The organism is Proteiniphilum sp. (assembly GCF_034927365.1).
GTDB lineage: Bacteria > Bacteroidota > Bacteroidia > Bacteroidales > Dysgonomonadaceae > Proteiniphilum.
Map to the genome: position 1 here is coordinate 148,319 of NZ_JAYFQD010000007.1, position 11,952 is coordinate 160,270.

At 46.8% G+C, this 11,952-nt stretch carries 10 protein-coding genes; 5 read left to right on the top strand and 5 right to left on the bottom strand.

From position 1 onward, the window contains the following. The first annotated feature begins 91 nt into the window (after nt 1-91). Genes fucP through VB073_RS04235 form a run of 4 tightly spaced genes read left to right on the top strand, consistent with a single transcriptional unit; the run spans nt 92 to nt 7,524 of the window. Entirely contained in the window at nt 92-1,444 is a 1,353-nt protein-coding gene (gene fucP, locus VB073_RS04220) for an L-fucose:H+ symporter permease (protein WP_323402895.1), read from the top strand. Between the two features lie 2 nt (nt 1,445-1,446). Further along, nucleotides 1,447-3,672 carry an alpha-L-fucosidase gene (locus VB073_RS04225; protein WP_323402896.1) on the top strand — a complete coding sequence of 742 codons (2,226 nt, stop codon included), beginning with the start codon at nt 1,447-1,449 and terminating at the stop codon, nt 3,670-3,672. Between the two features lie 15 nt (nt 3,673-3,687). Next, nucleotides 3,688-5,070, top strand: a complete 1,383-nt coding sequence (locus VB073_RS04230; RefSeq protein ID WP_323402897.1) for an alpha-L-fucosidase — start codon at nt 3,688-3,690, stop codon at nt 5,068-5,070. A gap of 18 nt (nt 5,071-5,088) precedes the next feature. After that, nucleotides 5,089-7,524, top strand: coding sequence for a glycoside hydrolase family 95 protein (locus tag VB073_RS04235; protein WP_323402898.1), 2,436 nt, complete (start codon nt 5,089-5,091; stop codon nt 7,522-7,524). 53 nt (nt 7,525-7,577) lie between these two features. Here the strand turns inward: VB073_RS04235 and VB073_RS04240 are convergent, their stop codons facing one another. The 5 genes from VB073_RS04240 to prmC form a co-directional block, all read right to left on the bottom strand. Beyond that, on the bottom strand, nt 7,578-7,997 hold the full coding sequence (locus VB073_RS04240; RefSeq protein ID WP_323402899.1) for an SRPBCC family protein: 420 nt from the start codon (nt 7,995-7,997) through the stop codon (nt 7,578-7,580). Beyond that, on the bottom strand, nt 7,994-8,647 hold the full coding sequence (pyrE, locus tag VB073_RS04245) for an orotate phosphoribosyltransferase (protein ID WP_323402900.1): 654 nt from the start codon (nt 8,645-8,647) through the stop codon (nt 7,994-7,996). The genes VB073_RS04240 and pyrE overlap by 4 nt, the downstream gene beginning before the upstream one ends. A 153-nt stretch (nt 8,648-8,800) precedes the next feature. Continuing rightward, nucleotides 8,801-9,496, bottom strand: a complete 696-nt coding sequence (locus tag VB073_RS04250) for a ComF family protein (protein ID WP_323402901.1) — start codon at nt 9,494-9,496, stop codon at nt 8,801-8,803. Beyond that, nucleotides 9,483-9,983, bottom strand: a complete 501-nt coding sequence (locus VB073_RS04255) for a regulatory protein RecX (RefSeq protein ID WP_323402902.1) — start codon at nt 9,981-9,983, stop codon at nt 9,483-9,485. Before VB073_RS04255 ends, VB073_RS04250 begins: the two co-directional genes overlap by 14 nt. Continuing rightward, nucleotides 9,976-10,827 (bottom strand): peptide chain release factor N(5)-glutamine methyltransferase, encoded by an 852-nt coding sequence (gene prmC / locus VB073_RS04260; protein WP_323402903.1) that lies wholly within the window; start codon nt 10,825-10,827, stop codon nt 9,976-9,978. The genes VB073_RS04255 and prmC overlap by 8 nt, the downstream gene beginning before the upstream one ends. Nucleotides 10,828-10,851: 24 nt before the next feature. On the opposite strand from prmC, the gene ribD reads away from it, so the two are divergent. Next, nucleotides 10,852-11,922: a bifunctional diaminohydroxyphosphoribosylaminopyrimidine deaminase/5-amino-6-(5-phosphoribosylamino)uracil reductase RibD gene (gene ribD, locus VB073_RS04265; RefSeq protein WP_323402904.1), complete on the top strand. Its 1,071-nt coding sequence runs from the start codon at nt 10,852-10,854 to the stop codon at nt 11,920-11,922. The last annotated feature ends 30 nt before the right edge of the window (nt 11,923-11,952 follow it).

The window sequence follows — 11,952 nt, forward strand, 5'->3', positions numbered from 1 at the left end:
TGCTCCTCCCTTTCCCATTGGATTCAAAAATAACCAAAGGGGGGAGGCAAGGCGGTAAGACAATGATCCTGGAAGATCAAAAAGAAAAGCGATGAATAAGACTAAACTTCCATTACTCACACACAACGGAGTCAATTACCTGTTGCCGTTTATCATTATCACCGCCTGCTTTGCCTTGTGGGGCTTTGCCAACGACATCACCAATCCTATGGTAAAGGCGTTCTCGAAGATTTTCAGGATGAACGTCACCCAGGGCGCATTGGTACAACTGGCTTTCTATGGAGGCTATTTCGCCATGGCATTCCCTGCCGCCATATTCATCAAGAAATTCTCCTATAAGTCGGGAATATTGCTGGGACTGGCGCTCTATGCCTTTGGTGCGTTCCTGTTTTTTCCCGCAATGCAGTCCGGAAATTACTATCCTTTCCTGGCTGCCTATTTTGTCCTTACCTGCGGATTATCATTTCTTGAGACCAGCGCCAACCCCTATATCCTGACTATGGGGCCGGAAGAAAATGCTACCCGACGGCTGAATATGGCACAGGCTTTTAATCCGATAGGTTCATTGCTCGGCATGTTTGTCGCTATGAATTTTATCCAGGCACGACTCAACCCTATGAGTACCGCAGAGAGGGCACTGCTTTCAGATCCTGAATTTGAAGCGATGAAACAGTCCGACCTCACCATCCTTATCGGGCCCTATCTGGCTATCGGTATTGTCGTCATGGTAATGTTCCTTATCATCCTGATAGCACGAATGCCAAAAAACGGAGATGCAGACAAGAGCCTCCATTTCGGGGCTACCCTGAAGCGTATTTTCTCCATCCCCAACTATCGTCAGGGTGTCATCGCACAATTCTTTTATGTGGGTGCCCAAATCATGTGCTGGACATTCATTATCCAGTACGGTACTCCTATTTTTATGGCACAGGGAATGGAGGAACAGGCTGCGGAGATTTTATCACAGAAATACAATATCGCCGCTATGGTCATCTTTTGCCTGAGTCGTCTAATCGCCACCTATCTGATGAAATTCTTTGATCCGGGGAAGATGTTACGCACTTTTGCCATCGCCGGAGGCTTATTTACATTGGGTGTAATTCTCTTCCAGAATATCTGGGGACTCTATTGCCTGGTAGCAGTATCCGCATGTATGTCGCTGATGTTCCCCACTATATATGGTATTGCCCTGACCGGGATGGGAGAAGATGCCAAATTCGGTGCGGCAGGACTCATTATGGCCATATTGGGAGGATCAATCCTTCCTCCGGTACAGGCTGCCATTATCGATTTAGGGGCTATCGGCACTTCGTTCCCTGCCGTAAATGCATCCTTTATCCTCCCTTTCATCTGCTTTGTAGTAGTAGCCTGGTACGGAACCCAAGCATACCAAAGGAGTCAAACGAGTATCACTAAATTGAAACGAGTAAATAAACCATTTTGATAATGCAAAAAACAATTCTATTCCTGATCGGCATCCTGCTTCTATCGTGCCGGACGGAACCACAAAGTTCCATCACACCCCAAAGTACCATCAAAATAGAAGAGGGAGACAGTAAAGAAGTCATCATAGAAAAAGCAGCCCATGTGGTTCCTACAGAGAACCAACTGGATGCGTTAAGAAACGAATTCATCGCTTTCATCCATTTTGGCCCCAACACATTTACCCGTAAGGAATGGGGAAACGGAATGGAAGATCCGGCCATCTTTGATCTGAAAACCCTCGATACCGACCAGTGGTGCCAGACCATGAAAGCTGCCGGCATGAAAATGGTCATTCTCACTGTCAAGCACCATGATGGCTTCGTCCTCTGGCAAAGCCGGTATACCGATCATGGGATTATGTCGTCCGGATTCCTCGATGGGAAAGGAGATATTCTCAGAGAACTGTCTGAATCGTGCCATAAATATGGGTTGAAACTGGGGGTTTACCTCTCTCCTGCTGATCTCTACCAGATAGAGAGTCCCGAGGGGTTGTACGGCAACCTGAGTGAATATACCCAACGAACTATCCCGCGCGAGATACCGGGTCGTCCGTTCAAAAACAAGGCCACATTCAAATTTGAAGTAGATGACTACAATGAATATTTCCTGAATCAACTTTTCGAAATATTGACCGAATACGGAGAAATCCATGAAGTATGGTTTGACGGTGCACACCCCAAAACCAAAGGAGGACAGAAATACAATTATCCGGCGTGGAGAGAGTTGATCCGCACGTTAGCACCCAAAGCGGTCATTTTCGGACGTGAGGATACACGGTGGTGCGGTAACGAAGCAGGTGCTACACGAGAGACGGAGTGGAATATAATCCCCTATCCTGAGGATCCCCGCACCTCTACTCATTTCCCGGATCTGACCGATACCGACCTCGGCTCACGGGAGAAACTATATGCAGGAAAATACCTTCATTACCAACAGGGTGAAACCGATACTTCCATCCGTGAAGGGTGGTTTTATCGTGACGATACCCATCAAAAGGTACGGAGTGCCGATGATGTATTCGATATCTACGAACGTTCTGTAGGTGGCAACTCCACATTGTTGTTGAATATCCCGCCCAACCGTGAAGGTAAATTCTCTGCCAGGGATGTGGAAGTGCTGGAAGAAGTAGGGAAGCGGATAAAAGAAACCTACGAAATAAACCTGCTGAAAGGGGCTAAAGGACCAAAGCAGGTGTTGGACACTAATCCGGACACATATCTGTTATTGACTGAAAACAAACGCGAGATCATTGTCACACTACCCGCTCCTGCGACTATAAACCGATTGATACTGCAGGAAGCCGTCGCCACCCATAGTGAACGGGTGGAGCAGCACGCTTTGGATGCATGGATAGACAATCAATGGAAAGAGATTGCCACGGCAACCAATATCGGATATAAACGCATTTTACGTTTTCCGGAGGTTACCACCCATAAACTCCGTATCCGGATATTGGAGTCAAGACTCGATCCCGCGATCAGCCATATATCTGCCCACTATTACCATACCCGCCCGCCACAACTGGCGTTTACACGCGATAAAGAGGGGATGGTCACCATTGCTCCGCTACAGACAGAGTTCAACTGGAATCCCCACGGTCATAATGCAGCGGGGAACCTGAATACCGGATACGAAATATTCTATACCCTTGACGGATCGGAGCCTACACAAAACTCTCCCAAATATGAGGAACCGGTTAAGGTGGAGAATAAGCTGTTGAAAGCAGTCTCGTTCAACAACGGGGCACCAGGGACAATACACAGTGAAGCTTTCGGTATAGTGAAAAAAGATTGGACGTTACTCGGTGCCAGCAGCCAACGAAGCGATCGTACCGCTGCCCTGAATGCCTTTGATGCAAATAACCGTTCTTACTGGCAATCACAGGAGGGTAGCACCCACTTTATCGCCATTGATCTTGGGAAGGAGTATGAATTGAAAGCGATGGTCTACACCCCACAAACATTTCATGGCGATGGAATGATGGCGGGAGGAAATATCCAGGTAAGTGCCGACGGAAAAAACTGGAAAACGGTGGAAACCTTTGAGTTCGGGAACCTGATCAACGACCCGACCCCACGGACACATCAATTCGCCAAGCCGGTTACGACCCGTTATATACGTTTACAAAGCGCTGCTGTCGCCGGGAACGGGAAATCTATAGCTATTGCAGAACTTGATTTTTTGTAATTAAATATTTCCACTATGAATACGAAAGGAATAATTTTAGTTGTCCTCTTCTCTACAATCGTTAACAACAGTCTTATTTTTTCACAGCGACAAGCATGGAGTGAAACCGGAGACGAGAAAGCTAAAAGGATGGAATGGTGGACCCATGACCGGTTCGGCATGTTCATCCATTGGGGAATATATGCCTTGCCGGCACGACACGAATGGGTACAACTCTACGAAAAAATTCCCGCTGCCGAATACCGAAAATACTTCGATCATTTCAACCCCGATCTCTACAATCCAAAAGAGTGGGCTGCCAAGGCAAAGAAGGCGGGCATGAAGTATGTCGTACTGACCACCAAGCATCACGACGGGTTTTGCCTGTGGGACTCCAAATACACTGATTATAAAGTGACCAATACGCCTTACGGAAAAGATCTTATAAAACCTTTTGTGGAGGCTTTCCGTGCCGAGGGGATACGGATCGGCTTTTATTATTCGTTGATCGACTGGCACCATCCGCACTTTGCTTTCGACCGAAGTCATCCCCCTGTTCCGACGAATCAGGAAGAACGACAGAAAGAGAATGAAAAGCGGGATATGAATATTTACCGGCAATATATGAAAGACCAGTTACGGGAGTTGCTGACTCAATTTGGTCAGATCGACGAACTGTTTATGGATTTTTCTTATCCCGGTGAAGGAGGTAAAGGCCATAAGGATTGGGATTCGGAAGGACTGGCAAGACTTGTCCGCGAATTGCAACCACAGATTATCATCAACAACCGGATGGACCTGGATCATACCGACTGGGGATGGGATTATATTACGCCGGAACAGTTCATGCCACAGGAATGGCCGACTGTCGACGGAGAACGTGTGCCGTGGGAAACCTGCCAGACTTTTTCCGGTTCATGGGGCTATTATCGCGACCAATATTCGTGGAAGAGTACTCATCAGTTGATTGTCATGCTGGTCGAAGCTGTCAGCAAGGGTGGTAACCTGCTCCTGAATGTGGGACCCACAGCGCGAGGAGTGTTTGATGATCGTGCCAATGAACGCCTCGACGGTATTGGCGAATGGATGAGATTTCATAGCCGGTCGATCTATGGCTGTACTCAGGCGCCAGATGAGTACAAGGCTCCACAGAATTGCCTTATGACTTATAATCCACAGACTCACAGGCTTTATATCCATGTATTGGAGTGGCCTTTCAAATCACTCCACTTACCGGGAATGAGAGACAAGATCAAATATGTGCAACTGTTGAATGACGCTTCGGAAGTTAAATTCCACTCGCAAACACAATCCGGCAGCCATATAGTGGAAACGTCAAAAGAAAACGATGTTATCCTGAACCTTCCCGTAGAACGTCCGAATAGTGACCTGCCTGTGATCGAATTGTTCCTGAAATAATATGCTAAAAACTGACTCATGAAAAAATATGTATTCTTACTACCGATCCTGCTTTCCTGCGTATTGATACAATGCATTACGGGTGATATCAAGAAACAAAAGCTTGTTCTGCGTTACAATGTACCGGCAAGCGTATGGGAAGAAACCCTTCCACTGGGCAACGGACGGATCGGCATGATGCCCGACGGAGGTATCGACACCGAACACATCGTATTGAATGATATCACCATGTGGTCGGGGAGTAAAGATTCCGAGGCATTCAGCCCGGAAGCGATCAATTATCTACCGGAAATCCGGGAATTATTACTCGCCGGCAAGAATCGTGATGCACAGCAATTGATGTATCGGCACTTCCGCTGCGGCGGACTGGGTTCCGACCACGGTAACGGGAAAGATGCCCCTTATGGCTGTTTCCAGATGCTGGGTGATCTGCATATCACTTACAGCTATCCACAAACGGACAGTGTAAGCCATTACGAAAGAACGCTCTCTCTCAATGATGCGATAGCCACGACTCACTTCAGCAAGAATGGCATCGCCTATACCCGTGAATACTTCGCCTCTCATGCTCATGATGTGCTCGTTATCCGGCTGACTGCCGATAAGAAAAAATCATTATCTTTTGATGTCAAGATGAGTAGGCCGGAGAGGGCTACTGTCTCGGTAAAGGAGAATAAACTATACATGGAAGGAGAGTTGAACGACGGCCATAACGGTGAAAATGGAGTACGCTATCTCACTCAATTGGAGATTGTGAACAAAGGAGGCAAACTGACACCATCCGCCCATTCATTATCATTGTCTGATGCGGATGAAGCGATTATCCTTATCTCCAACGCTACCGACATGTTCGACAAGGAGAACCACACCACTTACTCGCTATCTGCCGAACTGTTGCTGGCACAAGCGAAAAACAATCCATACAACCGGTTAAAAAAAGCCCATATCGAAGTCTATAAGGAAAAATTCGACCGGGTAGAGCTAAACCTCGGGGAACAGGACAACACAACACCTACGAACGAGCGCCTTATCCGGTTCCAATCGGACGATGACCCGGCGCTTGCCGCCCTCTATTTTCAATTCGGCCGTTATCTGATGATCTGCGGTGCACGGGAAGGCAACCTGCCGCTCAACTTGCAGGGATTATGGGCCAATACGGTACAAACGCCCTGGAACGGCGACTATCACCTAAATATCAACGTACAGATGAATTATTGGCCGGCAGAGGTGTGTAACCTGTCAGAGTTACATAAAGCTTTATCCGATTTCACAGCATCACTCGTGCCCTCAGGCGAGAAAACGGCGCAGACCTTTTATGGAGCCAAAGGATGGGTAGCGCATATGATGACCAATCCCTGGCAATTTACCGCACCCGGCGAACATGCATCATGGGGGTCGACCAACACCGGGGGTGCCTGGCTGTGTCAACACCTCTGGGAGCATTACGCCTTTACCCGGGACAAGGAATACCTGAAATCTATCTATCCCGTACTGGCAGGAGCGACCGATTTCTTCCTGAGCAGTATGATCCGGGAACCGAAACAGGGATGGCTGATAACCGCTCCCTCCTCTTCTCCCGAAAATGCTTTCTACCTCCCCGGAACCAGGGATGCCGTAAACGTCTGTATGGGCCCCACAATGGACGTACAGATAATCAGGGAACTATTCACCAATATGCTCTCCGCGGCAGAAATACTCGGCATAGAAGATGAATCTACCGCAAAGATCAGGGAAGTACTTCCACAACTCCCACCCATGCAGATCAGCCCCGACGGACGTTTGCAGGAGTGGCTTGAAGATTATGAAGAAGTCGATCCGCAACACAGGCATGTGTCACATCTTTACGGATTACACCCCTCCAACCAAATATCTCCCATCACCACTCCCGATTTGGCCGACGCAGCACGCAAAACCCTTAACCGGCGCGGTGATGCCGGCACAGGATGGTCACGTGCATGGAAAGTGAATTTCTGGGCTCGTCTGCACGATGGCGACCGTGCTTATAAGCTGTTAAAAAGCCTGCTGGAACCGACATCGGGAAGCGAAATAAGAATGAGTGGTGGAGGCGGAACCTATCCCAACCTGTTCTGCGCTCATCCCCCCATCCAGATAGACGGCAATTTCGGAGGTACGGCAGGAATTGCCGAAATGCTGATACAAAGCCAAAGTGGATATATCCAACTGTTGCCGGCTTTGCCTACAGGATGGTCAAAAGGAAGTTTCAAAGGGTTATGTGTAAGGGGAGGCGCCGAAGTAGATGCAGCATGGGAAAAAGGCAGAATAACCCGATTAACTCTGCACGCAAAAACTGACAACAATTTTCAGTTGAAAGTACCTGACGGTGTAACAGCAATAAAGAAAAACGGCAGAGAACTCCCGATTGAGAACGGGTTCGTGCCGTTAGAAATGAAAAAGGGTGAAAAAACGGAACTGGATCTGACCTATCCCGTTTAAACCCTATCAGAAAGGGTATTTTTTGCCAAAAGCCATGAGGATAAGCAGCAGGATCAGATCTGATCGTAAGGCAACTGTGCCAGCATATCGGAAATCTTATCCACTGCTTCTTTCATGGGTTTCTCAACCATTCCCCTGATAAAAGGGTTCAGGTCGGCCTTAACCGTCATCCGCAGCCGGGTATCCCTCTCACCTTTCGCTATCAGTTGTATCCACAGGAAAACATCAAAAGGGAGCTTATCCGACTTAAACTTTACCAGTTTATTCAGCTCGCGCTCCACGACAAGAAAAGTCACTGTCCCCACCGGATCTACCCGGAATGAGACGCTGTCTTCATCAAAAGAAAAGTCCTTGAGTTTATCCTCGGGGATTTTATCCTTTACCAACTCAAGCTTCCGAAGGTCGGAAAGCACACGGAACACATCTGTGTCGCTGTGTAATATGGTCTTTACCTCACTGGTAAACTCGGTCATTTCTTGCTCTTTTTTACGGTTTGTCCCCAGTTCTCAGGATCTTTGCGCCAGTCCTGCAGCGTCAGTAACTCCGATTCATCAATATAATCGGTAGCCAGTGCTTCATCGAGAATAGCGTCATAGTTACAAAGTGTGGTGAGTTCTACCCGTGCATCATGCATTCGTTTTTCAGCATAAGGAAATCCGTAGGTAAAGACAGCCAACATGCCAAGGACATCCGACCCGTTGTTCCGAATAGCTTCTACCGCTTTCAGACTACTACCTCCTGTAGAAACCAGATCTTCGATCACAATCACCTTCTGTTTGGGCCTCAGGTCACCTTCGATCATATTCTCCAGCCCGTGATCTTTCGGTGCAGAACGGACATAGACGAATGGCAAGCCGAGCAGGTCGGCCACCAATACGCCCGGTGCAATAGCTCCCGTAGCAACTCCTGCTACAGCATCAGCCTGCGGATATTTCTCTAGGACAAGACGGGCAAACTCCACCTTCACAAAATTACGGATGGCCGGATAGGACATCAATTTCCGGTTATCACAATATATGGGCGATTTCCAGCCTGAAGCCCACGTAAACGGGTTAGACGGCTGTAATTTTATGGCTTTAATTCTAAGAAGCTTTTCGGCTGTTAATTTCTGTAACGTATTCATACGATTAATTCATTTTTTCCTATCAGTGATCTATCTAAACAAATTTTCAACCTTGCGGTTTGATAACTTTTTTCTTTATCCGCACTTCCGCAGATTAACCACAAAAGTACGCTTTTTCAAAAATATTTGTGTGCATTTTCACGAAAAAAAGGGTTAAAAGACTTCCCCAAGCGTAGCAATGCTGATTTTCACCCTTTTACACTCCTGCAGCGCTACACCGCAAGCCTCCAGCGTTGACCCTGTGGTGATCACATCATCCACCAGTAGCAGGTGTTTCTCCTCAAAGAGTGCCTGATCAGCTACCTTGAATATATCTTTCACATTTTCCCATCGTTGTGTCTTGGAACGTTTTGTCTGGGTAGGATTGTACACCACCCGAACCAGGTTACCCGTAGAAACAGGCAGGCCGGTGGTTTCAGATAGACCTTTCGCAATTATTTCAGCCTGATTATATCCCCTTTCCTTTTCCTTCTTTGGATGAAGTGGTACGGGTACTATCAGGTCGATCGAATCGAGAAAATCACTCCCTATGAGGTCTTTTCCAAATATCCTTCCCAATAGGAGCCCGATACGCTGATTGTGTCGATACTTCAAATGATAGATCAGGGGTGGCAGGGTTCCTCCCTTCGTATAGACGCAGTATGAGGCGATCCGTTCGAAAGGGATACGGCCAGCCATCAGTTTCTCGGCATCATTATCGGGTTCCTTGAAGTTATGGGTCTTCGGCAATTTGTACAGGCATTGCAGACAAGCGCCTTCTTCGCCGGGTAACAATTCCCCGCCACAAACAACGCATATATTCGGGTAAAAAAGGTACATCAGTGAATTCAGCAACTCATTCCGTCTCATCAAAGAGTTCCCCTATTTCCATTTTTTTCAGCCACGATATCACCTCATCGATGGTAAAACCTCTGCCCAGTGCGTACCGGATCAGCTTACCACGCTTCTCATAGTCCGATTTCCCTTTCACACTCTTCCATTTCTTCTCCAGTATCGGCTGTAACGATTCACTGGTCGCGACGTCGGAAAACTCTGAAAACATCTCTTCGATCAAGTCAGGAGGCAGTTGTTTCTGTTCCAGGAGGAGTGTAATCTTTCTCTTTCCCCACTTATTAAAATGGAGTTTATCGTGGATATAGCTATGGATAAATCGTTTTTCGTCGAGATATTTTTCTTTTTTCAACCGATTGATTACCTTATTGGCAGCCTGCACCGAGAAACCCATTCGTATCAGCTTCCGCTCTATGTCGAAGGGTGCGCACTCCTTTTTCGAACAAACCCGCGTCATACTCGTATAAGCCTGCTCTTCGGTAATGATCCTGTCTTTCCTATCCATGACTCTCCGGTTTTACAGCACGCACTATTCTCTCATTGCCGGAAATATCTTTCTTCAGTTCAACAGACTCAAATCCTTTATCCCGAAGCATATTACAGATTTCCGATCCTTTCTCCCTATTGATCTCGAAATACAACTCTCCCCTGTCATTCAGCATTACAAGCGCTATATCAGCGATACGTTCATAAAACAGCAACGCATTGTCGTCAGCCACAAAAAGGGCTACATGCGGTTCGAAATCCAGCACATTCACTTCCATATCCACTTTTTCCGATTCAGTCACATAGGGTGGGTTACTTACGATCACATCGAAAACAGGATTATCCTCTACAGGCTGAAAAATATCATGCACCAAAAAATGTACACTGACACCGTTCAGGCGCGCATTTTCTGAGGCTACTTCCAATGCCCCTTCCGATATATCCCAGGCATACACATCGGCTTTATTCATTTTCTTTGCCAACGTCACCGCTATACAACCGCTTCCCGTTCCAATGTCCAACACCGAACAGTTCGTTTTACGGCTGCCGGAAAGAGCCCATTCCACCAACTCCTCTGTTTCAGGACGGGGAATAAGGACATCGGGGGTGACAATAAAAGGCAAGCCGTAAAATTCCGTTTTTCCCAATATATACTGTATAGGTTCCCCGGTTTTCAACCTACGAACAATATCTTCTGTTTTCCTACGCTGCGGACCGGATAAATGACTAATTTTGTCTGTCGTCATACCAATAAAAGAGTTACCGCATACTTCTTTGAAGATAAGTTGCGTAAGAACGGATATCTCCGGCATGGAGTAGAGCCCTTCCAATTCTTGCTGGATATGTCGACCCGAATTGTGCATAATATTTTGTAAAGATAATGAAAAATGGAATTAAATCCGCTGTTTATGGAGAGATGCCTTCAACTTGCCCGCAAGGGAGAAGGCTTCACAAAGCCCAATCCTCTAGTTGGAGCTGTATTGGTACATGATGGACGAATCATCGGAGAGGGATTTCACCGTCAATACGGAAAAGCACATGCGGAAGTGAATGCGATCGCTTCTGTCAAGGATAGTTCGCTGCTCCCGGAATCGACGCTTTATGTATCGCTCGAGCCCTGCGCTCATCATGGGAAAACCCCTCCCTGTGCAGAGTTGATCATTACAAAAAAGATCCCTCGCGTAGTGGTGGCCACCGGTGATCCTAACCCGAAAGTATCGGGAAAAGGTATCGCGATGATGAGAGAAAGCGGTATTGAGGTGGCGGTGGGAATGCTGGAAGAGAAAGCCCGCGATCTTAACAGGATATTCTTCGTAAATCAGCTGTACAACAGGCCCTACATAATTTTAAAATGGGCACAGAGCAGTGATGGATTCATGGATCGTCACCGTACACCGGGTGATGGAAAGATGCCGGTCATCATTTCCAATACTCTTACCCATACTATCGTACATAAATTCCGTACACAAATAGAAGGAATTATGGTAGGCACCAATACCGCACTTCTGGATAATCCTCAATTGACAGCAAGGAAATGGTTCGGGAATCATCCCACAAGAGTGGTTATTGACAGGGAAAATAAAATCTCCACAGATGCACCCTTGTTCGACGGAACAGCGCCTATCATCGTTTTCACGGCATCCGTTCCTACCAATGCCGGGAAAAAAGAGTATATCAAATATATAGAGATTGACTTCTCGGGTGATACCAATAAACAATTCCTGGATCGGTTGTTTGATGAAAAAATACATTCCCTTCTGATAGAAGGAGGAGCTCAATTACTGGCCTCTTTTATCGATAAGGAGATGTGGGACGAAGCATATGTGGAAATATCTGAAAAAGAACTCTATACAGGAGTAAAGGCGCCATTAATAGAAGGAAGGATAGCTTCTTCCAAAAAATATCCCGGATCGGTGCAATTTCATTTAAAGAGTAAAATATCTCGAAATTTTCATTAAATATTCATTTTAATATGGTTATAGAGAAAA

Excerpts from the sequence above, each read along its gene's own strand:
- VB073_RS04250 (WP_323402901.1), bottom strand. The coding sequence starts at position 9,496 with ATGAGACGGAATGAGTTGCTGAATTCACTGATGTACCTTTTTTACCCG.
- VB073_RS04240 (WP_323402899.1), bottom strand. The coding sequence starts at position 7,997 with ATGACCGAGTTTACCAGTGAGGTAAAGACCATATTACACAGCGACACA.
- ribD (WP_323402904.1), top strand. The coding sequence starts at position 10,852 with ATGGAATTAAATCCGCTGTTTATGGAGAGATGCCTTCAACTTGCCCGC.
- fucP (WP_323402895.1), top strand. The coding sequence starts at position 92 with ATGAATAAGACTAAACTTCCATTACTCACACACAACGGAGTCAATTAC.
- VB073_RS04255 (WP_323402902.1), bottom strand. The coding sequence starts at position 9,983 with ATGGATAGGAAAGACAGGATCATTACCGAAGAGCAGGCTTATACGAGT.
- VB073_RS04230 (WP_323402897.1), top strand. The coding sequence starts at position 3,688 with ATGAATACGAAAGGAATAATTTTAGTTGTCCTCTTCTCTACAATCGTT.
- VB073_RS04225 (WP_323402896.1), top strand. The coding sequence starts at position 1,447 with ATGCAAAAAACAATTCTATTCCTGATCGGCATCCTGCTTCTATCGTGC.
- VB073_RS04235 (WP_323402898.1), top strand. The coding sequence starts at position 5,089 with ATGAAAAAATATGTATTCTTACTACCGATCCTGCTTTCCTGCGTATTG.
- prmC (WP_323402903.1), bottom strand. The coding sequence starts at position 10,827 with ATGCACAATTCGGGTCGACATATCCAGCAAGAATTGGAAGGGCTCTAC.
- pyrE (WP_323402900.1), bottom strand. The coding sequence starts at position 8,647 with ATGAATACGTTACAGAAATTAACAGCCGAAAAGCTTCTTAGAATTAAA.